21 protein-coding genes are annotated in these 25,196 nt (G+C 45.0%); 5 read left to right on the forward strand and 16 right to left on the reverse strand.

The annotated features are described in order from the left end of the window. Positions 1–2: 2 nt before the first annotated feature. Positions 3–1,808: a sensor histidine kinase gene (locus tag AC58QM_RS14500; RefSeq protein WP_497285064.1), complete on the reverse strand. Its 1,806-nt coding sequence runs from the start codon at positions 1,806–1,808 to the stop codon at positions 3–5. A 193-nt stretch (positions 1,809–2,001) separates the two neighbouring features. Between AC58QM_RS14500 and AC58QM_RS14505 the strand changes: the two genes are divergently transcribed. The 4 genes from AC58QM_RS14505 to AC58QM_RS14520 all read left to right on the forward strand — a co-directional run bounded on the left by AC58QM_RS14505 (position 2,002) and on the right by AC58QM_RS14520 (position 6,362). Beyond that, the gene (locus AC58QM_RS14505; protein ID WP_497285065.1) at positions 2,002–2,790 is read left to right on the forward strand and encodes a helix-turn-helix domain-containing protein; all 789 of its coding nucleotides are present in this window, start codon (positions 2,002–2,004) and stop codon (positions 2,788–2,790) included. Positions 2,791–2,933: 143 nt separating this feature from the next. Continuing rightward, positions 2,934–4,034, forward strand: a complete 1,101-nt coding sequence (locus AC58QM_RS14510; protein ID WP_497285067.1) for an SGNH/GDSL hydrolase family protein — start codon at positions 2,934–2,936, stop codon at positions 4,032–4,034. After that, on the forward strand, positions 4,027–4,872 hold the full coding sequence (locus AC58QM_RS14515; RefSeq protein WP_497285068.1) for an AraC family transcriptional regulator: 846 nt from the start codon (positions 4,027–4,029) through the stop codon (positions 4,870–4,872). Before AC58QM_RS14510 ends, AC58QM_RS14515 begins: the two co-directional genes overlap by 8 nt. Before the next feature lie 92 nt (positions 4,873–4,964). Next, a complete protein-coding gene (locus AC58QM_RS14520; RefSeq protein ID WP_497285069.1) occupies positions 4,965–6,362 on the forward strand; it encodes an ADP-ribosylglycohydrolase family protein in 1,398 nt (465 codons plus the stop codon). A 269-nt stretch (positions 6,363–6,631) separates the two neighbouring features. On the opposite strand, the gene AC58QM_RS14525 is transcribed toward AC58QM_RS14520, so the two are convergent. From AC58QM_RS14525 to AC58QM_RS14545, 5 genes are read right to left on the reverse strand one after another with little or no spacing between them, the layout of a single operon-like run. Next, a complete protein-coding gene (locus AC58QM_RS14525; protein ID WP_497285071.1) occupies positions 6,632–7,393 on the reverse strand; it encodes a GTP cyclohydrolase II in 762 nt (253 codons plus the stop codon). Between the two features lie 59 nt (positions 7,394–7,452). Then, positions 7,453–8,814: a hypothetical protein gene (locus AC58QM_RS14530; protein WP_497285072.1), complete on the reverse strand. Its 1,362-nt coding sequence runs from the start codon at positions 8,812–8,814 to the stop codon at positions 7,453–7,455. Between the two features lie 28 nt (positions 8,815–8,842). Next, the gene (locus AC58QM_RS14535; RefSeq protein WP_497285074.1) at positions 8,843–9,613 is read right to left on the reverse strand and encodes a DODA-type extradiol aromatic ring-opening family dioxygenase; all 771 of its coding nucleotides are present in this window, start codon (positions 9,611–9,613) and stop codon (positions 8,843–8,845) included. Between the two features lie 8 nt (positions 9,614–9,621). Then, positions 9,622–10,281 (reverse strand): alpha/beta hydrolase, encoded by a 660-nt coding sequence (locus AC58QM_RS14540; protein ID WP_497285076.1) that lies wholly within the window; start codon positions 10,279–10,281, stop codon positions 9,622–9,624. 22 nt (positions 10,282–10,303) lie between these two features. Continuing rightward, entirely contained in the window at positions 10,304–10,510 is a 207-nt protein-coding gene (locus AC58QM_RS14545; RefSeq protein WP_497285078.1) for a hypothetical protein, read from the reverse strand. Positions 10,511–10,657: 147 nt separating this feature from the next. On the opposite strand from AC58QM_RS14545, the gene AC58QM_RS14550 reads away from it, so the two are divergent. Further along, positions 10,658–11,209 carry a helix-turn-helix domain-containing protein gene (locus AC58QM_RS14550; RefSeq protein WP_497285080.1) on the forward strand — a complete coding sequence of 184 codons (552 nt, stop codon included), beginning with the start codon at positions 10,658–10,660 and terminating at the stop codon, positions 11,207–11,209. 398 nt (positions 11,210–11,607) lie between these two features. Here AC58QM_RS14550 and AC58QM_RS14555 read toward each other — a convergent pair whose 3' ends face one another. The 10 genes from AC58QM_RS14555 to AC58QM_RS14600 form a co-directional block, all read right to left on the reverse strand. After that, positions 11,608–12,729, reverse strand: coding sequence for a Ger(x)C family spore germination protein (locus AC58QM_RS14555; protein ID WP_497285081.1), 1,122 nt, complete (start codon positions 12,727–12,729; stop codon positions 11,608–11,610). Next, complete coding sequence (locus AC58QM_RS14560; protein WP_497285083.1) at positions 12,726–14,204, reverse strand: spore germination protein; 1,479 nt, start codon at positions 14,202–14,204, stop codon at positions 12,726–12,728. The genes AC58QM_RS14555 and AC58QM_RS14560 overlap by 4 nt, the downstream gene beginning before the upstream one ends. Positions 14,205–14,224: 20 nt before the next feature. Further along, complete coding sequence (locus AC58QM_RS14565) at positions 14,225–15,307, reverse strand: endospore germination permease (RefSeq protein ID WP_497285084.1); 1,083 nt, start codon at positions 15,305–15,307, stop codon at positions 14,225–14,227. Positions 15,308–15,581: 274 nt separating this feature from the next. Then, positions 15,582–17,255, reverse strand: a complete 1,674-nt coding sequence (locus AC58QM_RS14570; RefSeq protein WP_497285086.1) for a glycosyl hydrolase — start codon at positions 17,253–17,255, stop codon at positions 15,582–15,584. Positions 17,256–17,408: 153 nt separating this feature from the next. Further along, a complete protein-coding gene (locus AC58QM_RS14575; protein ID WP_497285088.1) occupies positions 17,409–18,875 on the reverse strand; it encodes a response regulator in 1,467 nt (488 codons plus the stop codon). Between the two features lie 23 nt (positions 18,876–18,898). Beyond that, positions 18,899–20,680 (reverse strand): sensor histidine kinase, encoded by a 1,782-nt coding sequence (locus AC58QM_RS14580; RefSeq protein ID WP_497285090.1) that lies wholly within the window; start codon positions 20,678–20,680, stop codon positions 18,899–18,901. 30 nt (positions 20,681–20,710) lie between these two features. Beyond that, on the reverse strand, positions 20,711–21,727 hold the full coding sequence (locus AC58QM_RS14585) for an SGNH/GDSL hydrolase family protein (protein ID WP_497285092.1): 1,017 nt from the start codon (positions 21,725–21,727) through the stop codon (positions 20,711–20,713). Between the two features lie 87 nt (positions 21,728–21,814). Then, entirely contained in the window at positions 21,815–23,365 is a 1,551-nt protein-coding gene (locus AC58QM_RS14590) for an extracellular solute-binding protein (protein ID WP_497285094.1), read from the reverse strand. Positions 23,366–23,455: 90 nt separating this feature from the next. Further along, on the reverse strand, positions 23,456–24,316 hold the full coding sequence (locus AC58QM_RS14595; RefSeq protein WP_497285096.1) for a carbohydrate ABC transporter permease: 861 nt from the start codon (positions 24,314–24,316) through the stop codon (positions 23,456–23,458). Further along, on the reverse strand, positions 24,310–25,170 hold the full coding sequence (locus AC58QM_RS14600) for an ABC transporter permease (protein ID WP_497285312.1): 861 nt from the start codon (positions 25,168–25,170) through the stop codon (positions 24,310–24,312). Before AC58QM_RS14600 ends, AC58QM_RS14595 begins: the two co-directional genes overlap by 7 nt. Positions 25,171–25,196 lie beyond the last annotated feature (26 nt).

Consider the following 25,196-nt stretch of genomic DNA (forward strand, 5'->3'; position numbering starts at 1 on the left):
AGTTACTCCTCCATTTCACTCTCAGCCGATTCAGGCAGCGGTAACACGATCTCCACACGCAGCCCTCCACCCGGTCTCGATTCGATACGAACCCCCGCCAGTTCACCATATTTGAGCCGGAGCCGTCGATGCACATTCAGCACTCCTGTTATTTCAGTTGATTGGTTTTTTCCATTCAGCCAACCGTGCCAACGTTCGAGCTCTTCTTTCGTCATTCCCTTACCGTTATCTTCGACGCCAATGAGCAACAGTTTGCTCCCATTATCGTGCGTGACAGTAGTGAAATGAATGCTCATATGCCGATTCTCATGTCCTTGCTCGAAACCGTGCTGGTACGAATTCTCCACAAGCGGCTGCAGAATGAGCCGTGGGACTTTGACCCTGTTAAACGATTTCTGCAACTCATCAATCGAGAATGTAATATGTCCTGCAAACCGGATCGTTTGAATTTCACAAAGCGCACGGACATGCTGCATCTCCATTTCTAGCGGTACTTCATCTTCTCCGTTTCGAGTTACATATTGGAAGTAATCACCCAAATATTTCGTAAACCGGGTCGAATTGTCGAAATCATGCGCCTTCGTCATCCGGTAGAGTAAGTAGAAACTGTTATACAAAAAATGCGGATTAATTTGAGATTGAAGCTGCTTCAGCTCAGATTGCTGGACGTGAATTTTGTGCTCATAGACTTCAAACACAAGTTTATTTAAATGTGACACCATATAGTTGAATTGTTCGTATAAGTCGTGGAATTCATCGCTGCTCTTGTAGGCGAGTGAGACCTGTAGATCTCCAGATTCAACCTTACGGAAAGCGCGAATAAGTTTTTGGAGCGGTCTGTGGATGATACGGTACATATAAAATGAAAAGAGCACAACGACCACGATGGCAACGAGCGTGATCAGCCACATGTATAACCGATACCGATCAAGCGCTCCCATCACCGCTTTCTCGGGAACAAACGCCAGCAGCGTTACCCCAAGCATAGGCGAATAGGCTGAAACCGTTAAATACGGCTGCTTGTCGAAGGAGACGGTTTTCATTTCAGCTGGAGCATCCCTCGTTCCCGCTTTCTCCAGTTGTAAGGATTGTTCGCGCAACGGACCACTGATCGATTCATAGGCTTCTTGGTTGCTAGTACTAACGATCGCCCAATCTGGGTGGATAACCGCAGCTCCTCCGAGCTTACTATCGGACGTTTGGGACAAATATTGTTTGATCTTTGGAATGGATAGCTCAAGCTCCAAAACGAACATCGGGTCGCGTCCCTCAACTACTTGTGTTGTCGGGTAATACTCCCGCAGCAGCACTTTTTCCCCATCATGATAAAAGAGTCCGCGATGCGGAACCGAAGCGTCTTTCTTCAACTGCGACAGCTTATCTGGTAACAAATTACCAGACAGTTCATCTGTTGAAATAGTCCTGCTAATCGGCGGTATATAGACGCTTGCCCTAGCAATGTAGAGGCTCGACTGTTTCATGACATTCAATCTGGCCTGAAACCGCTTGATGGCGACAAGCTTTTGGAAGTCCGTTAAGCTTTCGCTCGTAATACTAAGTGATTCTAAATCTTCATCGTTCACATACTCGCGCTGCAGACGAAGCAATCGATCGATTTCATTCTCAAGCGACGTTCGATAGAAGAGCAGCTGGAATTGGAGCGATTTGAAAATTTCTTGGCGTACGAGTGTGGATCCCCAATCGTTAATTCGCGTACCGACGACATACATCGGCGAGATGACGATCAAGAACGTCACAATCAATTTACCCAGAATCGAGAACCTTCTATTTTTCCAGCCGTTTCGCACAGATTCACCCGCATCTTTCTTTTCTTTTTATTATATAAGAGACTAGGTATATCGAATATGGTCTGTTTCTTTCAGCATAGTCACATTTGCATAAATTTGGCTATGAGTATGACAATTATTATTGGAGGTAAGCTACGATTTTGATATAATCGGCTTGACTTCCGTTGATTGGAAATGAAAGGAGAATTGCACGATGATTCACCCGATCGCGATTTACTTCGAGCATTGTGAGCCGGACTGGCACGTCCCTCGTGCGGCGGCCAATAATCATATTCTCATTTTGATGACAGGCGGTGAAATCACTTATACCGTCGGATCCCATTCATTTCATCTGACAAAAGGTGATCTTCTCTTCGTACCGGAGGGACACATTCGCAGTGCACTAAATCAATCAAAGCGAATTCACGACATGTATGTTGCACACTTCAAGTATTCGGGAATTGGGGACGGATTGCCTCTGCTTGCTGAGCCAGCTTGTCAACTCACAAGGCCGTACAACTTCGATTACATTAAGCAACGTTTCTCTTCCCTTACACAGTACTGGCTTCAAAAATCAATACACACGCAAACACTGTGCCACAGTGTACTTCTAGAAATCATCGCGATCATCAACGAAGAAGCCAATTCAGGCCCTATTACACATCCTAAGGCTCATGGGATTACGATGCAGCTGAAGGACTACATCTTGTATCATTACCGTGTACCGATCGACATGAAAGAACTGGCTAATCATGTAGACCGAACACCAAACTATATCAGCACCGTCTTTCGAGAAACGACTGGTCAAACAATTACGGACTATATACAACAAATTCGCATAGCTGCTGCGTGCGATCTCTTGACCGGATCTCAGATGAGCATCGGGGAAATCTCTGATTTTCTTGGATTTTGCGAGCAGTCCTATTTTAATAAAGTATTCAAAAAGGTAACAGGCACTATGCCCTCCGCTTACGTAAAAGAGCGATTAAAAGTATGGAAATAATTACCTACGCCTATCCAATAACCTTTTGAAAATCGTAGTATGACTCAAAAAATCATCCCAGCGTTCCTTGTTTCCACAGCGTATTTTTCCTAAAATGAAAGTTATTTAGATCATCAAACCCCCATTGACTGGAGGAAATAGCTATGGAAAAATCCGTTAATCCTATACACAAACTTGATGCGAACATGCTGCTGGATGCCCCTCGCCAAGACCAATGGGAATGGCATTCACCGCTTGCCTCACCTTACCGCATAACAGGTCTGCCTTGGCTTGCACAGGACGGGCTCTATCGAAGATTGCCAGTAAATCCGAGTCACCCTATTCGATCGGAAGTGGATCGTCTGGCCAATTATCCTACCGGCGTTCAAATTCGTTTTAAAACAGACTCCTCCAAACTTGCTGTTAGAATCGTATTGGCCGACAAAGCCACGATGTACCAAATGCCCGCTACTGCGCAATGTGGCGTAGATTGTTATATCGGCTTGACTGGAGAGCAGCAATATGTCAACACTACACGCTTCGAACTGGCACAATCTGACTATCAGAGCGTTCTCTTTGAATCCTTTTCCAATAATATGAAGGAAATTACGCTAAACCTTCCGCTCTATCAAGGAGTCAAAGAGCTATGGATTGGGATTGCGCCAAATGCTTCAGTCGTAGAATTCCAAGGGTTCTCTTCGGACAAAAAAGTACTCCTTTACGGTACCTCCATCACCCACGGCGCTTGTGCATCTCGCCCCGGCATGGCGTATCCAAATCAATTAAGCCGAATGTTTCCACTAGAGTTCGTAAGCCTCAGTTTCTCTGGAAACGCACAGGGTGAGCCCGAATTAGCTCATCTCATTAGTCAAATCAGCGATCCTGCCATGCTTGTACTCGATTATGAAGGAAATACGCCCAGCACAGAGCATCTGGCACAATCACTTCCGGCCTTCATTCGCATCTATCGCGACGTTCATCCCAATATCCCCATTCTCGTAATCTCACAAATTCGTTTTGCCAAGGAATCTTTCGATGAAGAGCTACGTCAGCGCCGGGAAGCACGAAAAGCAATTCAACGTGAAATCGTAGAGCGTCTGAATCATGAAGGCGATACCCATATTCATTTCTGTGACGGCTCTGAGCTTCTGGGCCCTGACTATCAAGAATGTACGGCCGACGGGATCCATCCTTCCGATTTAGGCTATAAGCATATGGCAGAGAGACTTCAGCCTGTCTTTAAGAAGCTCCTGCAATATGGATAAATATGACCGTACGGATTTGCCAATCGAGATGATGATGCACGTGCCCGATTATCGACTCGAGCCGTTCCACCGGCACAGTATGCTGGAAATCGGGTGTTGCTTAAAGGGAGAAGGTATTTTTCATTTTGGTCATAAGAGCTATCCCATCAAGCCAGGTGATTTTTTCGTCGTGAATCCGGTCGAACCGCACCGCGCCCAATCCGATCCGGATCAGCCAGCGCAATTTTTGTTCGCATTCTTCGAACCGTCCATCTGGCTACACACCGATAAAGAACTGCTGTTGCCATTCCTGTATCGCCCAGAGGGTTTCGAGAATCGAATTCCAGCTTCGGTGGAGTGCGTAACCGGGATGAAAGAAGCGTTTTTGACGATGTGGGACGAATACTGCCGCAGAGAACCTGGTTTCCACTATATGCTAAAAGGCCACCTGATGAATGTCTGCGCCTCCCTCCTTCGTTACTACAATCCGTCGCCAGATCGGTTAGAAGCAAGCAATGTTCTTAGTGCATACCGTACACTTAAGCCGGTTATTCAGTTTTTAGAGCAGCAATACCATGACGTTCTCACAGTAAACGATGTTTCTTCTTTGTTGCATCTAAGTCCCTCTCGGACGCAAGCCCTCTTTCGGGAAGCTGTTGGCATGGGCTTCGCCCAATATCTACGCTCTGTCCGTGTACATGCCGCGAAGAATCTCCTCATTCGCACGTCTCTGCCCATAACGGAAATTTACCAACAAAGCGGTTTTCAGAGTCAAGCCGCCTTCTACCGTGCATTTGAAGATCTAGTAGGTATGAAACCTTCTGATTACCGCAATCAATTAAGCGGTATTTTCAGTTGAAATCGAGAAGGTTTCAGTACGTTCTGGGAAGCAGTCATCTTTTGCTTTTCGTTATAATGAGAGCAAAACAACATTGGAGGCAGATTCCAATCATGCTAGTATCCCTTCCTTTCCTGAAAGCCCAGCTCTCCACTATTCTTCGCAATAAATTTGCTCAAGGCCATGACACATCTGGTTATTTGCAACGTCTTGAAGAGCTACCGACGAGCTATGACGCTTATCTCTCATTCGCACAATCTCTCGCAGAAATGCCACTGCGGCACGACTGGCCTTACTATGAACCCGATACAATTGAAGAGATTTGGAATGAATGCGATCCGGCGAGACCGCTAGGCCTCCTGAGTGAGGTGAATTTTGAAGATAGCTCACGCCGCGTGGAGACGGCATTTCTCTCTTCCGTGTGCGGCTCCATGCTTGGAAAGCCGTTGGAGGTAAATCCGAATTTGTACGAGATGCGTGTAGCCTTCTCGAAAGTCGGAGAATGGCCAATCCGCGATTACATATCTGATGAAATGCTTCATGCGCTCGGCAGACGCCACTGGTCCTGGTTTGAAACAGCACGTGATCGCATACACTTCGTGGCACCAGACGATGACATCAACTACACACTGATGGGTATGCTCGCACTAGAGCAGTTCGGGACAGCTTTCACGCAGCTAGATCTGCGTAATCTTTGGCTCAATCACCTCCCTATCAGCACGACTTGGGGACCAGAGCGCATCATGCTGCTCCGATCTGGACTTAGTTACTGGGAGCATGACAAGTCGCCTATCCCGCTCGATGAGATTACGCGTTGGGCAGATGTGCTGACGCCGGACAGTGAGCTATGCGGCGCTGCTATCCGCGCAGATGCCTACGGTTACGCCTGCCCGGGCAATCCCGCTCTCGCGGCTGAACTTGCTTGGCGCGACGCGAGCTTCACACACCGCCGGACTGGTGTATATGCAACAATGTTCTTGGCCGCTGCGATTGCTGCCGCTCAGGTGTTGGATGACCGGATAGCGGTCATTGACACCGCTCTGCAGTTCGTCCCGCAGCGAAGTCGCTTCTACGAATCGGCCTCGACTTGTCGAGACATTGTCATAAAAGCTGGCGATTGGCTTGAAGCGTATGACGCCATTCACACGCGATACGGCGAGTTCCAGCATTGCGGCATCCATCAGGAAATCGGCACACTCATTAACACATTCCTGTTTGCCGAGAATGTTGGCGATGGAATATGCAAGCAAGTCGCGCAAGGCAACGATACGGACAGCTTCGGTGCAAGCGTCGGCTCCTTGCTCGGTGCCTGGTTTGGCCCCGAGGGCTTTGACAGCGAGCGCTGGACTGCACCATACCAGGACACAATTCGCACGGGTCTTGCTTATTTCTACGAACAGTCGCTGTCCCAGTTGGCTGCTCGACTAGGACGCTTGCCGCGAATCGTTAGCGAAAGCAGACATAAGATCGTGCCGAGCGAGCTTTACACTCAGGAGAACGAAGATACGTAATTCTTCCATAGACACAATAAAGGCGCTGTGAACTACTATGCAAAATTGCATAATCGTTCACGGCGCCTTTGTCTGTCCGTATTTGGTGATAGATCAACTAATGATTTAGATATGTTTTACCATGCTGTCTGTAACGGCACGCCTAAGCGAAATTTTAAATTGCGGTCCCAGTCCCTATGATCCAGGTACATTAAGTAATTCCTTGGGGAGCTTTTGTACAAAATGACAGAGTCAACAAGCGGGTTAGGATCTATCTGACTAACCTGTAGTCAGTCATTATTACAACAGCCTTTTTCTCCGTTCAAGTGCCCAGACCGCTCGATTTTCGTTTTCAAATACTTCTCGTTATACTCGGAGACATCTCCCCAAAGCTGCACACGATCCTCTACATCCAGACCCGCTTTACTAAGCGCATCTAATTTTTTAGGATTATTTGTGATTAGTGTAACCGGCTTTGTTCGAAGTGCTTTTAAAACCTTTATAGCGTCGCTATAATCACGTGAATCATCAACAAATCCAAGCTGAAGATTGGCATCCACGGTATCGTATCCGTTCTCTTGTAAAATATAGGCAAGCGCTTTGCTGAAGAGCCCGATACCTCTTCCTTCATGATTAGCCAGATAAAATAACGCTCCGCTTCCATAATCGGCAATATGTTTCAGCGACTGATGAAGCTGATAGCCACAGTCACATCGCTTACTTCCGAAAATATCTCCGGTATGACAGATGGAGTGAAACCGAATCAAAGCATGATCTGTATGTTGAAAATCTCCATGAACAAGTACACTAGATTGTTGAAATTCCGCTAAATTAGCAGAAGATAACTTGGCGACAATACGCTCAAAGTCTTCCGTCACTTCATTGCAATTGAGCCAGCAGTACCAATTAAACTGGATTGTCTCCCCAAATATGTTAACCGGCAGCTTAATGGGTCCGACAAGATATACCGCCCCTTCGTCGGTTTTGATCAGTTTTATTTTCTCTTGTAAAAGTGAAATCACTTTAGGATCAAATCTTTGAACCACTGGCATGGATACTTCTCCTTTTCAATTTGCAATTGGGATTTCCGACACATGATCATCTATCTTTCTTAATTCCCTAACACAACCATCAAATAAATAATAAGCACGATTGCCATACAGCCAGCAAATTTATAATTTGGCACGGCCACCTCAAACACCGGCTTCTTAAACAAACCCGCCAGTAAATTGTTCACGGCCGAGGCTGGTGATATGGGATTGGATAAGCTCCAGCTTCCGAGCAGCAGCACTCCGAAATACAACGGACTTATCTGCACGCTCGCCGGATCTATGCCGCCTGCAAGAATGGTTACCGGTACAATCGGGTGAAGACCAATTAACGATGATCCCGCAATGAGAACCACCGTGAATAGCGAGAATGTTATGGTTACTGACAGTGGTATTTGCTCGAGCATTGCCGGAATTGAGGATCCGAAACTGGTTGCGCCGATTGAACCGCTAAAAAAGCCTGCAGCCAAAAATAGTGTGATTTCCTTCTGCAAGGCCGGTAGTGTAACAGTAACATGATTCTTCAACCCATGTCTGTACACGGCCATCGCTCCTTTAGCCATGCACCAAATTAGCGGAAATAATACCGCTGCCACACAAATTAACAACACCATTGGCAACTGGACTAACCGTTCCAAAATCAGTATGGCAATTATTGCGGATATTAAATATATGCCAAGCCCTTTCGGAAACACCGCCCTCCCCTGCTTCTCAGCCATTTCCTGTTGAGGTGGCTCCGTTTCAGCCGCCCGCAGCTCTCGGAAATCGACCGCTAAACTTACGACAAGACTTAGGACAGCTAATCCGAGCATATAAGGAAGAACGTAAGACCAAGACAGATGCAGAGCCGATGTCACAAGCGTCATCGCAGCGAAATACGGTGACCATAGTATCGCCCCCGCAAATCCCCTGTTTAACGCATTGGCAAGTAGTCGAGACATACCGGTTTGAGGCTTTACAAACACCATTTGATATACGACAGGAATCGAACCGACGTTGATAAACACACCCATAATTTGTGTAAGAAATTGCGTTCCTATGAATAAAGCTGCTTTGCTGCGAAAGTTCTCTTCGTAGAAACGCTTCAGAGCTTCAACGTATTCGGGAATTCGGACTGGAATCCCGAACAGCGGAGCGAATAGAAAAAGCGTTACGATCGTCACGTTGATTCCCGCTGACTCAAACCAAACCGAAGCCTCCACTTTTTGAAACAACATGAGGACAGTTCCGACAACCATAAAGGATACTGTAAGCCAGAAAGTTATCCCCTTCAGATTCGGCAACAATAGAGCGATTGCCAAAAAGACAAGGCCTCCCAGCACAGGAGTCAGCATCTCCAGTTGTGTCAGTTGCTGAACAATATAAACCGCGGCAATGGAGAAAATAATCTTCCTCTCCATTGCCGCTCTACCTGCGGATTTCATCCGATCCGCCCTCTTTCACTTAACATCATTAATTAAATTGCCAACAGCTTAAGCTTAGGTTGCCGTATTGATAGCTGCGGTGAAGCAGTTTCGCCTGACGATTGGCGTCACCAGAACCCATTGCTAGAAACAGCGGAATAAAGTGTTCATTCGTTGGCACGGCTGCTTGGGCATTGGGAGCTAGCTCTTGATATTGAAATAACGCTTCTGTATCCCATGACTCCAGCTTATTTTGAAGCCAGTTATCGAACTGCTCAGCCCAATCGTCGTTACCATCAGACTGCCAATTCAATCTTCTTAAATTATGAACGGTTCCTCCGCTTCCAATAATGAGAACATCTTGTTCCCTGAGCTCTCCCAGTGCTTTGCCAATCTGATACTGCTGCTCGTTACTCAGATGACGATTCACGGATAAAGCGACAACCGGGATATCCGCCTCCGGATACAGCAGCTTCAAAACCGCCCAGGCTCCGTGATCAAGTCCTCTACTCTCATTGAGAACACTCTGAATGCCTTGTTTTTCAAACAGCGCTCGAACATGCTCGCTTAGTGAACGGTCGCTTTTAGCCGGGTAGGTCATCGTATAAAGCTCATCTTGAAATCCCCCAAAATCATAGATGGTTTCATACGTCTCAGCAGCGCTGACCGTCTGTACCGATTCTTCCCAGTGAGCGCTAAAGAGCACGATTGCTTTCGGTCTCGGTGTATTTTCTTTAAAGTTTTTAAGCAGTTGTGTGTATGCGTTATCCTCAAGCACGATCGACGGGGCGCCATGCGCGAAAAAATAGGAAGGCATCATATCGCTTCTCACTCCTTAGTTGTAGTTAAACCAGCATCTTGCTTAAGCCAGTTCAGAAAATCAATTTGGTTCTCTTCCGAAACGCCGTGGTCGGTAGGATATAGGTTAAATGTTAGGCGCGGCGCTAGATCCTTGAAAAATGACGCCGTCTCGTGACCAATCCGAACGGGGAATACAGAATCATACTCGCCATGTGAAATAAATACCGATACATTCTTAACACTTCGCAGCGGATACTCCGCCTTCACAAAGTCAGGAACGTACCCGTTCAAGGAAACGATTCCCTTCACCTGCTCTCCCATCGTAAGTGCTAGTGTCATCGACAGGATCGCGCCTTGGCTAAAGCCCAGTAGATAGCGTTTGCTTGGATCAATTGGATACTTTTCTGTCGCATAATAAATGAAAGATTCGAGTTGTTTTGCCGCTTCATCAAACATCTCACGGATAGGATTGCCTAAACTTTTCAAATCATAATACTGATATCCCGAGCCAAGTAGTAGGTTGCCGCGGATACCAATTATGATGAAATCATCTGCCAACGGAGCAACCAAACCGAACATATTTTTTTCATTAGAGCCTTTACCATGCAGGGTAAAGACGACTGGATATTTCTTATCCGGATCCATATTGACCGGTAAATGAATGTCATAATGATAAAATGGTTTCATAATGATTCCCCTTAACTGTAAGTTATGCACAGCGTTTGTTCATAATAAGACGGTCGAATGAGAACAACGATTGTTCACCAACAACCAGATACAACAAAACCAATATAAATCCAAGATCCAATTCATAACCAGCCATCTGCCCATCTCCCAAAAGTCCTACATGCATCATAAATATGATTCCTATCGCAACACGCATAATGATTGAAATAACTGCTGCTGTTTTCGTCATTCGTATTCTCCCTCCCTTTAAAATATTAGCAATAAAGAAATAAAGTTTATATGACTAATTTAATTTACAACACATTGACTTGTCAATATGAAAATTGCTAATATAAAATTATAATTCTTATTACTAATATTTAAGGGGTGTATTTAGATGGATATCGGCTCAACTATTCGAGCGATTCGGAAGAGAAAAAATATCACCATCGCCCAAATTTGCGAAGAAACTGGCTTGTCCCAAGGTTTTATGAGTCAGGTTGAAACAAATAAAACTTCCCCCTCTATAGCAACGTTGGAACACATAGCGCAGGCTTTGAATGTGCCATTAGCTTATTTGCTCCTAAAAAAAGAAGATCGAATGAATATTGTTCGAAAGCATGAACGAAGGACCACAACAAGCGGATCCGAATATCTGAAGGTCGAGCACCTGAGCTCTACGAAGAACGTTAGAATGATCCTGGTAGAGTTCCCGATCGGAGCCTCAACTGGAGATACACCTCATGCACATGAAGGTGAGGAGGTCCATTTAGTTATTAAAGGTAGCATATATGCGGAGCAGGGTGAGGATGGGGTTGAATTCGGAGAAGGCGATTCCTTCAGCTGGAACGCATGCACACCCCATGTGGTAAGAAATATAGGGGAAGAGACGGCAATCGTACTTATCTCCATCTACGCTGAGAGCGACAGCCGACAAGACCTTATCTGACTGTGCAAGAAAATATGACCCTCGTCGAGGATGTGCAAGTTGTAAGAACAGAACCCTTCAATACTTTATTGTCTACTTCAGAACTTATTTGTCACCCGATAAACCCCTTGTTGGGAAAATAAAGTTTTGAAGTGGTTATGGTGTTCAAAATAGACTGACACCAAAAAAGCAAACAGTTCATTGAACTACGCAAGAGACCAATCATGTAAACAATGAATCAAAAAATAACCAGCCTTAGGTAACGGCTGATTATTTTTGATTCAGAACTTCAATTTGATCTTGCCCTTTTTTCTCAGTTCCATATTCCGTCCGTCCCGCACTTTGCGTTTGATCGTAAGGGACTGCATTCCACTAACATTCTGCGTTGAATGACATTGACTTCTCTACAATTTACTATATCATCCCACCTTATAAGTTCCCGAATGCTCTAGGAACAAATGGATATTCACCTTCAAGGCAGGTTTGACTTCTGGTGAATGGTAAATTTCACGCCATTGGCGAAGATCATATTTAAACATTTCCTTCCCCAAATTCAGCAAGTCGACATTAGAGTTTTCTCCCAATTGAAAAGTTTCCATAATTTCATTGCGTAGCGTTTTGTCCACAGCCGCCCTCAGCTCTTCTTTGGAGAACTGACCATTCCCCATTTCCATACTGGCTTTTATTTTTAAGTCTAGAATATATTGAAGCTGATCTTTCGCATATGTCCACTTTACACTCCGATGACTACTTCTCACCATACACGTCGCTTGAAATTGCTGTCCATTTACCTGCAGCATGACCTCATCTGAAGGTTTGTACATCCAACGAAGTCCTTTGACATTGGAAAGCAGGAATTTATTTTTATACTTTTTTTGATAAAAAGCATAGAGTCCATCGATATAGGCTACGGGTATCGGTTTTTCTTTTGTCTCCCAATTGTTATGTAACGATAAAGAGGGAATAAACGCCGTTTCCCCGGGCTCTCTATAAGCCTTAAGGAATTGTCTCACAGAAACTGGCCGAGTTCGTGCTACTTTTGCGGCAGCGGGTCTAGGATTGTGGATGACGGTTAGCTCAGGCGAGAGCCCAAGTAGAGCATCTGAACCAAACAATGGCGTGATGGGCTCTTCGGTCCCAAATAACCAGACAGTATAACGAAGCTCCCGATAACGGTATAACGCTTCTAAGATATCCTCTACATCGTGCTCAAGTGCGCGGCTGGTTAAGACAAGAGCTGTCACCTGTCCTAAATATAACTGCTGCTGGGAAGTCATTTGATTTAAATTTTGAAAAGCGACAAACGGGTTACTACCGGATGCTGTACCTATCCATGTGCTCTCTCCAGCACTTTTTCCAGTCCCTCGCTTGGCAACGCTACCGAAATTAATAAGTTGGGAAGATACGAGATATTGTCCGTCTTTATAATCAACGCCAATTGCAGCTACGAACACGGTATCTTGAAGCTCTCTTCGATCCCAACAACCGGTGAGGAGCAGGCTACAGCTTAGAATCAATACAACGATACGTCCGAAGTTCAAGAAGCATCATCTCCTTGACGGGTGGCATCTTTTGGTTGCAGAGAACCTGGTCTCTTTTTCATTTGAGATAGTGGTTTTCTCACTAAAGCAGGTATCAATTCCTTCCAAATCGGTGGAGACATTGGAGTCAAGTAAGGGATGCCGAAGGATTCCAAGCCGGACATATAAAAGACAATACAGATTACGGAAAGGATAAACCCAAATATGCCAAAAAAGCAGGACATGAGGAGAACATAAAATCTAAAAATGGTAGCAGTCCCATTTAAATTTTGGTTGATCAGCATAAACGATGCAACTGTAGATATCGATACGATCACGATCATGATTGGCGAGGTAAGACCGGCTTTTACAGACATGTCACCAATGATCAGCCCACCGACAACAGCAACCGTCTGACCGACCGATTTGGGCAAACGAATGCCTGCTTCCCGGAACACTTCAAAAAGACTAACCACTAGAAACGCTTCGAGTGTGGACGGCATAGGAAGACCAGTTCTGTTTATTTTTGCTGAAGCCAAAAGGGAGAAAGGGAGCTGGTCGACATTGAAGGCGGAAAGTGCGACCCAGAAGCCCGGCAATAGTGTACCTATAATAAATCCAAATATTCTAAGGAGTCTTTCAAGGGTAACAAATTGAAAAGGTAAATAGAGATCCTCTGGTGTTTTGAGAATCTCGGTAAACGTGACTGGAGCAATAATGGCGTTAGGGGAGCCATCAGCTAAAAAAACAAACCGACCGACCATTAAGCTTTCAGTCACATAATCCGGACGCCCGATATAATCGATTAAAGGAAATAAAGAAATCGAACTATCAGCAAGCATGACCTCCAATTGGCTGCTATTATGCAGCACATCCACATCAATTTTACAAAGACGTTCTTTGGCTTCTTGGATCAAATCGGGATTTGCAATATCATTTACATACAATAATGCTACCTTGGTTTGACTTCTTCTGCCGACAGTGAAATATTCAACACACAATGTGGCTGATTTAATTCTGCGTCGAACCAAGGCGACGTTGGTTGTCAAGTCTTCGGTAAAACCGTCACGCGGCCCTTTAACTGAGACCTCTGATGCTGATTCCTCAGGATTTCGTTTCGGAGCATCGGCGATTTCCAGAGAATAAAAGGTTTGTGATTTTTCTAAATATATAATTAAGGTTCCAGTAAAAACATCAGCTGTCAGTGTATCAATGTTGTCATTCCCATTCAGCTTTTTTAATCGTAAAGGACCGAAGTACTCGAGGGATTGTTCGTCCTGATGACGCTCTATCATGCCCTCTAAATGAAGCAGGACATAATTATTGATTTGCTTGGAATCGGCTATGCCGATGCAATAGATTAAAATCACGCTATGCGTTGAATGACGAAATTTCATTAATACGTTATCAATTTGAACATCGTGGCTGTTTTTGAACAGCTCCTTGATAGAGTGCTCTTCTAAAGAACCGATGGTGATCTTGTCTGACTGGCGCATAGTTGTACCACCTTTTTAGACTACGTTGTTGCGTTCTTTTGCCTCCATAAAGCGATAAGACCGAGCAGGATCACGACGATCAGTAAATGGAATAGTAATACCGCTGGAAAATACCAATGCCGTAAAAAAAACAAAAAATCATAATCGCTGATATGTAGTAGGCTAGCCAGAATGAATCCTGCACCAATCAATGAAGCAGCTAATGCTCGAGTACGCCGCTTATTCAAATTCGCAAGATCGAGAATTAGACAGATGCCAAGTGAAATTCGAACGGTTGCACCGGTGACCCACTGATAAATGGACAAATAATCCATATGCTCAATAAAATGTCCAATACGTAGAAGCCGCCATTCTTCAAAAGATGGATATCGTTGTTTAGCAGCCTCCACAGGACCAAACTCACTGATTGAGCCTAAAGTCGGACCAAAAGCCAGGCAGACTAACAGAAGAGCAAGTAAAAAATAATACAATAATGATTTTTTTGAAGCTTGCTGATTTAGAAATATGATGATGACCAACTCCGACAATCCGCCTCCTACATAAATCAGCCCTTTCAGAATAGGACTCCAACCGTTTTCAAGGACTGGAAATATACTGGAGTAATCCTTATTCGGAATGTTCGCAAAAGAAATATAGAAACCGAGCAAAGATACGGTCGGCAAAAAAATGCCGCATGCAATCATAATCATGCGTACACCAAAAACGCTGACAATCGCGGATAAACCACATAAGAATAAGGCAATAACAAGCACGGGGGTATGTGGTAAATAGGAGACATGGGTCCACATGACCGTATCTTTAACCGCGACGAAGATAAAAAAAGTAAAATATACAATCCATGAACCCCGAAATAGAAGGGACGGTAGAAAGCCATAATTGATCTTTATCCAGTCTTGAATGTTACGTCCACTCGTTTTTTTACAGATGTAGTAAACCGGAATCATGAATAAGCAGATGGGTACAGCCAATATTACTATGCTGATCCAAGCGTCCCTTTGTACCGTTTCCAATAATAAAGGGACCATTTGAACGTGATTCATTAGACCGACAGACATCATTAAAGTCATCATGACGAGCGCAAAGGGCAAATTCTTTTGAATCATGCATGAATCCCCCTCTGAGATGAAATGATCTTGGTTTTTATATACTTACCCATTTTCAGGAAATTATCCCTCCCTTTTGTTCGTTGCGAGTTTCAGGTGTCTTCTTCTTCTTCTTGTTGGGTGACAAATAAGTTTTGAAGTGAAAGAAGCCAGCAAACTCAAGGGTTTGCTGGCTTTTTCTTATAAAATCGTTTTACAAATTAAGTTTTGAAGTGGTGTTTTCGGGCAAAATACCTGAATACAAATAAGTTTTGAAGTACTTCTTACAATAGTATTACTTCGTTATTCTTACATTATCAACATATAAGATGCCCGTTTCACTTCCAGCAACGCCAAACGCCACTTTGTTGACATCCACCGCTGTCGTATCTTTGAAGCTGAACTGATTAGCCTTTTTCGCACCGCCCACATACACATCGTACTTTTTAGTAGTGGTATTCAGTACCACCTTAACATCGTACCATTTGCCATTCGTAATCGGCTCTAAAGCCGTAAGTGTTGTACCGTCGTACGCTCTCAGGTAACCGTTATTCAAGCCAATATGTACGGCAATTTTGCTGGTGCTGTCCACGATCAGATAATCTTTCCAACTGACTTCCTCTGTGCGCAGCGTAGCTTTGAAGGTCACCACGCCTGTTTGCGAGCCGATTGTTTTCTTCGCGTTCGTATCATTCGTATTGACGGTTTTGTTAATTTTCATGCTGCGGTCCGGCCCCGCCAATCCCACGGAAGGTACGTTCTCCACAGTAACGGTGCCCCCAGTAGCGGTTGTTGTCCAGTTCGTCGGAGCTCCGCCTGCTGCCGGATAGGTGTTCATGGTATCTTTGAAGATGAACGTTCCAGGATCGATCGTCCGTCCAAGTGCAGGTACTTCATCTCTCGTAATCGTAACGGCATGATTATAAAATTGCGTAGTAAAATAGGGATCATTGCCGGGTCCATTGGCGCCTGGGAAGCCGTAGAACAGATTATCCACCCAATTCGATGCCCATATAAGGAACCAGGTATAATCAAAATTGGTTTGAATCGCGCTTTCATTCGGTAGCAAGCCCACTTCAGACAAGCCGTAACGTTTACTGCCCATGACGGATGTCAGTTCACTGTTAGCATTCGTAAATTTCGCATTCGCACGTGTATCTGCATAAACATCAGCCCCACCAAGATCTACGTAAGACGCCCCCGGGTAATAATTGCTGTTTACCGCATGACCGTCATCCCGAGCCGGAGACCACACCCAAATCAGGTTATTCAAGCCGTGATAATTCGTGTAGCGATCATACATATTCTGCCATAGCTTCTTGTAACTTGCCGCTGTCTTCCCGCCCCACCAGAAGCCAATGTTCATCTCATGATAGGGTCTCCAGAGAACGACAACCCCTTGATCCCGCATCATTTTCAAATAATCCGCGATCATATCGACATGTGTCAGCCACTTGTTATATAGAGGGGTTCCTGGGGTCGTCATGGCATCAAAATCCGTTTGTGACATGGAACTGATGACACTATTCCAGCCGACATCATCGGGTATTGTGTCAAGAGGATTGGTCTCATGCCATGAAATCTGGACAAGTCCTCCCTTTTTCCAGTAATCTACTGACTGTTCGACAATCGTACTCCGCTCTGTACTTAAATCGGTAAGAGTCCCGTACGAATGTTTATATCCAAAATCATAACCAATCATAGCAGGGTATTTGCCTGTCAGTTCGGCTATGCGATCGATTTCGTTATAGCCATATTTATCACCCGTTACCATTTGTCCGGATATAATCTGATTATTCGTATATACGGTATCAAAATAATTCAGCACGTCCTTTACCGCTTGCGTCGCGTTCGGATTCGCTGGCGTTGCAGCGTATGCTTTCTTTCCGCCAATTCCTTGGAAGACAGGTGTAATCAAGGTTGCTAGAAGAGCGCCTACAAGACACTTGGACAACCATTTGTTCATCATTACGAAATTCCTCCTTTAAGATAGTTGTCACTTTCGTTTCATTCAATGCAAGAACTTACCAATCGTCCCCTTGCTTCCTTCTCTGCTATCACCCCTCTCAAAATTTAAGCGCTTTCATTATCGTTGAAGAACAAGCTTTGAGCTTATTACAACTCATAACTGTTCCAAATAATCCTGCTGTTTTTTCGGATCGGTCTTACTACTTTCACGGAATTCCGATGGGGTTACACCTGTTCGTTTTTTGAACTGTTTCAGGAAGTAATTCAGATGAACAAAACCTGTTTGCTCACAAATGTCCGCAACGCGCATTTCGGTCGTAGCCAAGTAAAAACAAGCCCTTTCAATGCGAATACGCTGCACATATTGGATGAATTGCTCACCGGTTTTCTTTTTAAACAAGCCACTCAAATACTGCTCGCCCATGTTGACGTATTTCGCCATACCTTTGAGTGTAAGTTCCTTGTCATAATTACTATTCACATACTCAATAATTTTGGTGACCTCAGGATGCTCGGAAATGGTCGGCTTCATGCGGTGATTGGAATATAAGCGGATACGCGCTAACAAAAGATCTAAAGCTTGCTGATGACTTGCCGCTTCGGCCCAGACAGCTTTTCCAGCAGGCGCTTGGTTGGATAATCGAGCTAACGACCGATCCAATCGATCGGCGGTTTCCTTCACAATAGCAGTTGCTGTTTGTTGATCCTTGAAATCATGCCATGCGAGCTCTAACGCTTTCTCACACTCCACCCATTGCATAGCTTCGAATAGTTGAAGAATGTAACGCTCTTGTTTCCAGGAAAAGCTCTCAACAGGCAATTCGCCAACTATATGAAGCGTGGGATCCAAACCATACCAAGTTAGGCCGATTTGCTGAAGCGCCGATACCCAACCTTCTTTCCATGCAGATGAGGTAAGCCATGACGTAGATACGGTTTCCGTGACTGATGAATGCAAAGAAATATCCGGCTCATCCGACCAAACAAATACCGTCGCAATCCCCCCATCGACAAAACGGTGCACTAGTAATTTGTCCTGACAGTCCAAATTGAATCGGCCGATAATCTGCTCTTTTCCTAAGTCTGCATCCGTTGCCAAACCGACAAATAGGCGAACATAGGCGGGAAGCGGAAAGCCACCTACCTCAACCTCGTTTGACTCTAGTTCCTCCTTGCCATGTATGGATCTCCAAGCTTTCAGATATAAGTTAAACATAGGCGCTTTGGTGCGTTCCTCACGCTTTTTGATTAAACTCTGCTTGGTCTTTTGTAAAATGACTTGCAACTCTTCCGTATCCATAGAAGCTTTGAGCAAATACCCCGCAGCTCCGTACTGGAGCGCTAATCTCGCGTATTCAAACTCGTTCACGCAGGTAAGCATAATAAACTCCACTTCGTGACCTTTCTCCTTCGCCAATCGAAGCAGCTCAATACCATTCATGACGGGCATCATGATGTCAGACAAGACCACATCCACTGGATGTGTTTGCATAAACTCCCACGCTTCGCTGCCATCCTCCGCCTCCGCCACGACTCTAAAACCTAGCGCCTCCCAATCCATAGCTTGGCGAATGGAGCGACGCACAAAGGGTTCATCTTCCAGAAGTAATAAATTCCACATGCTAGACACTCCCTTCTTCACCGTTATTCGATAGATTCAGGCTGATACGGATTCGATAGCAATAAAGGTATGGAAATTCGTACATGCGTCCCTTCCTCTTGGGGAACTAACTCGAGCTTGCCCTCATCCTTATAGAGAAGTGATAGGCGCTCCTTGAGATTGCTTATGCCGATTCCCTTACGCGCGCGTGGCATATTAGTCCTATGATTTTGCATACCTACGCCGTTATCCTGAACATCTAGCAGTAGAAAGCGATCTTCGCTAGCAACGGTCACCTTAATAATCCCGCCTTGTTTACGATAGACAAGCCCATGCTGAATGGCATTCTCGACAAGCGGTTGTAGGCTGAGTTTGGGAACTAACGCATAGTTCAAATCCGACTGAACATCATATTGCACCTCAAAGCGGTGATCATACCGAAACGATTGTATATACACATAAGAATGCAATAACTGCATCTCATCCTGTAGAAAAACCAGATCTCTGTCCGTGTTTAGACTGCTTTCCAGCAGCTTGGCAAGCGCTTTGCACATTTCCGCCGTCGTTTCGTTACCGGCATTGCTTGCCGTCCATTTGATCGTATTGATCGTGTTGAGCAAGAAGTGCGGATTCATCTGAGTTAAGAGCATTTGAAAACGAATCGCTTCTTTCTGCCTCTCTTCTAATTTGAGCTGCCCAATTAACCCTGTAACATCGTCGACCATCCCATTAAAAGCACGGACGAATGACAAAATCTCGCCCCTATGAGGATGCTCGGGCTGTTTGATATTCATCCTTTTCTCCGCAGCTTCCTTCATGCGCGCCTCAAGAAGTCGAAGCGGACGGGTCAACGTCGATAGCGTTAGGAAAGAAATGCCTATAAAAAAAGCGATAATCAACAGATACGTAAGAAATACCTGGCGCTTGAGCGCTTGGATGTCACCAAAGAAAAAATCAAGCGGAAACTGACTGACCAAGTAAGACGAGATGGAAGGGACGTAGGTAGCGTTATAAACGAATTGCCCCGACTTATCAATGGTATATTCATTGGGCTTTATTTTTCCTTGATTCAGAATGCCGAGTTTCAATGCCGGATCTATGGCGAATGCCGTATTGGTTTGCGAAATAACTTTGCCTTGTTGATCAACCATATAGTAATTTTGCTTGACCTGTATGCCGCTTGCTGAATTCAACAACCATTGATCGATATCGACGCTAGCATGCACCCGCAACCAAGCACCACCGGACACTTGCGAAAGTGAATATAAGGAAAGAACATTCTTCCTCTTGGTCTCATTTAACGTTCCACTGAGTTCCTGTTCGAACTCCCACTTGATCAACGAACCCCCTAACGGGAGCTTGGCGGACAACTCACCAGCCATCCGAATATGCTGCGGTCCTTCGTTATTTTCTGCGAGTGGAAGTGAGGTATAGGCTCTTCCTTGCTCATCGCCCAACGTATACTGAATATAGACACTATTGGGTAAAAAAGTACTTTTCATCGCGTCGAGCTTTTCTTCGACGATACGGGTCTGTTCGGCTCCCGGCGAGCGATTTGCCCCAGCAATCAACTCTGGAATACTGCTGTTACGCTCGATTTGCAAAACTGAATTCAATGCAGTCAGACGCAACTCGTCCAGCTGAGATTTCATTTGGCTTAGCTGAATGACGTTCTGCTCACTGATTTTTTCCCCAATAATGGTTTCAATTTGGTTGTAATTGTGAATTTGCAGAATAGAGAACGGAATGAAAATAACTAAGAGAAAGGTAAGGAAAATCCGATTCTGCAATTTGGCTGGCCATAGCCTCCGAATTCGTTGAAACATGCGGTCCCCCCCTCTAGATCCAGCGTATCACTAGATCTTTTTTGGATATCTTAGCATGTCATCAAGATTAGGGTAAATGACTTCAGCCATCCGCATGAATCCGAGATCATTGGGATGACATCCCTCAATCGTGCAAGACTCGCGATTCGTTTCGCCAAAGAACCGTTCACCGTCCATAAAATGGACGAATTCATCGCCTGCCGCTTTTGCATTGTCATACGTTCTTTGAATAATTGCTCTTCTCTGTGCCGCCTCCTCTGGCTTCAAATCGAAGTCAGGCTTAGTAAGAAAGAGGACCGGAAGTTCGGGTTGTGCTCTGCGGATTTCCTTGAAAAAAGGCTCATGCGTGCGTTCAAGATGATCCACTGTCGGCGCATTATGATCGTAATCCATAATAAATACGCTCATTTCTAATCCCGCAATGTAAGATGCGAGTTCGGGTTCCCCTTTGGCGGAGCCTGAAAAGCCAAGATTTATATAGTCCGCGTCCAACCATCTGGACAGCAGTGCCGTGTAGGCATTAGCCGGTCGGGTCGCACAGCCTCCCTCGGTAATGGAAGATCCGTAGAATACCATTGGGATTTCGAAGGTATACGGCGTTGGTGCTTCCAGCCTGGCATCATCTTCAAGTTCAATTTGTACATCTTCCAGTTCGATATTTCTAGGCAAATGGATGGTGATATCTTCTAACTCATTATTTTTCTCAAAAGTTAAAGCAGCTGATGTCTCTTCATAATTCTTAGGCCCAACTAGACCTGCATACCGGATGTTCATCTTCGTACCGATGTACACATCGGCACCTGCGGAACCGGATAAAGGTATGGCCCAGTCAACGTTATTGTTCTTTATCGTGATGCTTATCGTAATCTTCTTGGAATCGGTCCGAAACCGGATACGTCCACCTACAGGGGATTTTGCTCTCTTCGCTACACCCTCTGACGCTATCGCAAGTATTTCCTCGGGAAGCCGCCAGAAACGGTGAGGTAATAATTGATTTTGTAATCCGTAAATCTTAATCGGTTCGTGTGTGCATGGATATGGCTTCATGGGCGTATCATCTCCTGTATTTTGCTATTGACGCACACCCGGTGAAAAAGTCCCCCACCACTCCACGTGCGATGGGGGCTCCTCCATTTATTTCGTTAATCCGAGTGCCGCAGCTTGCTTCGTCACCGCATCGGTATACAGCTTATAATTGTATGTCCCTTCTAAGGTAGCAAGGAATTTGCTGTAATCCGTGATTGGCGTTTTGCCATAAACAAATTTCGTCATTTCTTCTTGAATGAAGGTGTCGGCATCGGCTTTATTGAAGCCTGCAGGCAGGTCAATCATCTTATCTACGACAGGCAAACGTGGCAAATTAGCTTCAAGATCAATAAAGGAGGCTTGCCCAGGGAATTTTGTTTTCAAATACGGAAGTTCCGGGCGACCCGTGAATTGGTAAACAAATGTATACCCATTTTCCTTCTTGCCTTGATCTGTAATACTGATTTTATCGCCGTCTACTTTAAAATGTACATCTTTAACCCCGTAATCTACTAGGTTATTACCTTCTGTTGTTGACACATAATTGAGCAGCTCGATGATTTTATTCAGCTTTTCCGGTTGTTTCTCGAGCGATTTGGGCAGGGCGATCATAGCGCCCGAAGCCCCTACATCCTTGGTACCGGCAAATTGTAAACCGTTCGGTCCTTTTAGTGCAGACAGTTGAACCCAATCTGCGTTCGGATTCGCTTGCTTCCATATTTTCACCTGCTCATCTCGAACGATACCGCTCCAGCCATCATAAATAATACCAACTTTTCCTTGGTACGCTTTATCCTTCGAAGCATTCCCTTTGTTGCTTAGGAACTCTGGATCGACGACGCCAGCATCAACAAACTTTTTCACGGATGTTAAAGCATCTTTCATGGCTGGATCATAAAGCGCATTCGTCAGCTTGCCGTTCAATAAAATACTCGGCGTTAGCGAAGAGGAACTATTGGTAACCCCATAAGCTCCAAATACAGGCGCGAACGTATCCATGCCCGTTCCTGTAATTCCGAGCGTATCCTTCTTGCCATTGCCATCCGGATCATTCTCGGTAAACGCTTTCGCAACATTGAATAATTCATCTACCGTTGTCGGTGCTTTCAGTTGCAGTTTATCAAGCCAATCCTTCCGGATCCAATAGGTAAAAATGGTAATGCCAGGTGCCTTAGGCAGAGCGATCTGCTTGCCACCAACAACACCTTTCGGCAATTGGTCGGCAGTTACAAATTTCTTGTAATCCCCCAACTTGTCGAGATAAGGTGCCATGTCCAGCAATACACCGCTTTGGCTGAGTTTCTGCACGAGATCTTTCGAAATCAGCATGAGGTCAGGCGGATTTCCTCCAGCGATCCGAGTGTTAAGTTTAGTTACAAAATCATTGGCTTCCATTGTCATCGTCAAATCAGTATTCAGCTTTTTATTCAGCTCGTTTTTCACAAAATCGTCCTTGGGAAAACCTGGTCCATCCGCAGATGTGACAGAGCCTTCTTGCATAATTTCAAGCTTCACAGGAGCTGCAGCTGGTTTGGCTGAAGCTGCCGGTTTCGCTGATGCCTCCCCTGTAGCTGCGGGTGTTGAAGCTGATTTGTTGTTCGAACATGCTGCAAGTACGCTCATTGCAAGCAAAATAGCGGTTACAGATTGCTTTTTCATGTTTACCCCTTCTTTCTTTATTATTTTATATGTGAAGGCAATGTCTCGTCTATCTTAATCCGAGAGCTTGCTATACACGACGCTGGTGAATCATCCCTTAATAGCTCCGATTAAGACGCCTTTAGTGAAATATTTCTGAATAAACGGATACACCACCAAAATAGGCAAACTAGCGGTTATGACAGAAGCCATCTGCAAAGTCGGCGTCGGTACGATGTTCTCCGTTGCGTTGTCCACGGAATTGCTCAAGAGCAGCAGTTTGCGCACTACAATTTGCAGCGGATTCAGGTTCGCGTCTGTGATGTATAGAACAGCTGGGAAGAAGCTGTTCCAATTCGACACGGCATAGAACAAACCGATGGTCATAAGTGAAGGCACCGACAACGGAACGACGATTCGGAACAAAATGCTCATATCGCCCGCTCCATCGATTCTTGCAGACTCGAACAGCTCCTCAGGGAGTCCTTCAAAAAACGTTTTCATAATCAACAGGTTATAGGTGGCAACTGCGCTTGGAATCACCAATGCCCAGATGGAATTTAACATGCCTAGAGATTTGACCAGTAAATATGTCGGAATTAAGCCGCCACTGAACAGCATCGTAAATACGATGATAAGCAAAATGAAAGTACGTCCCCGCAGAGCTTTCCGACTAAGCGGATAGGCACCAAGCATCGTAATCAGCAAGTTGATCGCTGTCCCTACCGTGGCCGTAAATAACGAGACCAACATCGCTTGCGGCACCTCTTTGGTTTGAAAAAGATATTTGTAAGCTTCAAACGTGATCGATTTGGGAAAAATAAGAAATCCCCCATTTTTAATCACTTCACCATAAGGCGTGAGCGACATCGATACCACAAACAGAAGTGGGAAAAGACTTACAACACCTACGATACATAGGATCACATTGATAACTGCTCCTGCTGCCCGCTCCCCGCGATTGATTACCATATGCCGCCACCCCATCTTCTTGCAATCTTATTGGCGGATAGGACAAGCACCAAACCAATAACCGATTTAAATAGTCCTACTGCAGATGCCAAACTGAAGTTCAGCTGTTCTAGCCCCGTGCGATAGACCCACGTATCGATGATATCGCCAACGGCGTAGACCCGGATGTTATAGAAGATAAATATTTGATCGAACCCTGCATCCAAGATGTATCCCAATTTTAAAATCAAAAGCAGCATGATGACATTCGATATACCCGGTAATGTAATACTCCAAATCCTTCTAAGACGTCCCGCCCCATCCATCATGGCCGCTTCATAAAGCGATGGATCTATGCCTGCAATAGCAGCGATATAGATAATGGCTCCCCAGCCGAGATCTTTCCAAATATCAGTCCCAACCAGGACAGAACGAAACCACTCAGGTTCACCAAGGAACGAAATGGCATTGTACCCTAAGTCGCTGATCCAGCGGTTGACTAATCCATTTGTCTCGGAAAAGAAAGCCACAGCGATCCCATACACAATAACCCACGAGAGAAAATGTGGCATGTAGCTCAAGGTTTGAATCCATCTTTTTAGCAGAAGACTTCGACTCTCATTCAGCAATATTGCAAGCAGGATCGACGGCACCATGCCGAAGATTAACTTGTAGCAGCTGATCAATAGCGTATTGCCAAACAATCGGGAGAAATACGGTGAACTATAGAACATGTTAAAGTATTTATACCAGGGATGTGCCCAATCCGAACCTCCGATCCCCGACAAAATGTTGTAGTCCTTAAACGCGATAATCGCACCGTACATCGGGATATACTTGAAAATGACGTACCACGCTATCAACGGTATGAGCATAAGGTAAAGCACTCTATTCTTCCACA

This window comes from Paenibacillus sp. J22P165 (genome assembly GCF_059692015.1).

What these genes read in the sequence shown, in the direction of transcription:
- AC58QM_RS14540 (WP_497285076.1), bottom strand. Translation starts at nt 10,281, where the DNA reads ATGAAACCATTTTATCATTATGACATTCATTTACCGGTCAATATGGAT.
- AC58QM_RS14580 (WP_497285090.1), bottom strand. Translation starts at nt 20,680, where the DNA reads ATGTTTCAACGAATTCGGAGGCTATGGCCAGCCAAATTGCAGAATCGG.
- AC58QM_RS14565 (WP_497285084.1), bottom strand. Translation starts at nt 15,307, where the DNA reads ATGATTCAAAAGAATTTGCCCTTTGCGCTCGTCATGATGACTTTAATG.
- AC58QM_RS14590 (WP_497285094.1), bottom strand. Translation starts at nt 23,365, where the DNA reads ATGAAAAAGCAATCTGTAACCGCTATTTTGCTTGCAATGAGCGTACTT.
- AC58QM_RS14595 (WP_497285096.1), bottom strand. Translation starts at nt 24,316, where the DNA reads ATGGTAATCAATCGCGGGGAGCGGGCAGCAGGAGCAGTTATCAATGTG.
- AC58QM_RS14505 (WP_497285065.1), top strand. Translation starts at nt 2,002, where the DNA reads ATGATTCACCCGATCGCGATTTACTTCGAGCATTGTGAGCCGGACTGG.
- AC58QM_RS14570 (WP_497285086.1), bottom strand. Translation starts at nt 17,255, where the DNA reads ATGATGAACAAATGGTTGTCCAAGTGTCTTGTAGGCGCTCTTCTAGCA.
- AC58QM_RS14600 (WP_497285312.1), bottom strand. Translation starts at nt 25,170, where the DNA reads ATGCTCATACCGTTGATAGCGTGGTACGTCATTTTCAAGTATATCCCG.
- AC58QM_RS14530 (WP_497285072.1), bottom strand. Translation starts at nt 8,814, where the DNA reads ATGAAATCCGCAGGTAGAGCGGCAATGGAGAGGAAGATTATTTTCTCC.
- AC58QM_RS14575 (WP_497285088.1), bottom strand. Translation starts at nt 18,875, where the DNA reads ATGTGGAATTTATTACTTCTGGAAGATGAACCCTTTGTGCGTCGCTCC.
- AC58QM_RS14585 (WP_497285092.1), bottom strand. Translation starts at nt 21,727, where the DNA reads ATGAAGCCATATCCATGCACACACGAACCGATTAAGATTTACGGATTA.
- AC58QM_RS14550 (WP_497285080.1), top strand. Translation starts at nt 10,658, where the DNA reads ATGGATATCGGCTCAACTATTCGAGCGATTCGGAAGAGAAAAAATATC.
- AC58QM_RS14545 (WP_497285078.1), bottom strand. Translation starts at nt 10,510, where the DNA reads ATGACGAAAACAGCAGCAGTTATTTCAATCATTATGCGTGTTGCGATA.
- AC58QM_RS14535 (WP_497285074.1), bottom strand. Translation starts at nt 9,613, where the DNA reads ATGATGCCTTCCTATTTTTTCGCGCATGGCGCCCCGTCGATCGTGCTT.
- AC58QM_RS14515 (WP_497285068.1), top strand. Translation starts at nt 4,027, where the DNA reads ATGGATAAATATGACCGTACGGATTTGCCAATCGAGATGATGATGCAC.
- AC58QM_RS14520 (WP_497285069.1), top strand. Translation starts at nt 4,965, where the DNA reads ATGCTAGTATCCCTTCCTTTCCTGAAAGCCCAGCTCTCCACTATTCTT.
- AC58QM_RS14560 (WP_497285083.1), bottom strand. Translation starts at nt 14,204, where the DNA reads ATGCGCCAGTCAGACAAGATCACCATCGGTTCTTTAGAAGAGCACTCT.
- AC58QM_RS14510 (WP_497285067.1), top strand. Translation starts at nt 2,934, where the DNA reads ATGGAAAAATCCGTTAATCCTATACACAAACTTGATGCGAACATGCTG.
- AC58QM_RS14525 (WP_497285071.1), bottom strand. Translation starts at nt 7,393, where the DNA reads ATGCCAGTGGTTCAAAGATTTGATCCTAAAGTGATTTCACTTTTACAA.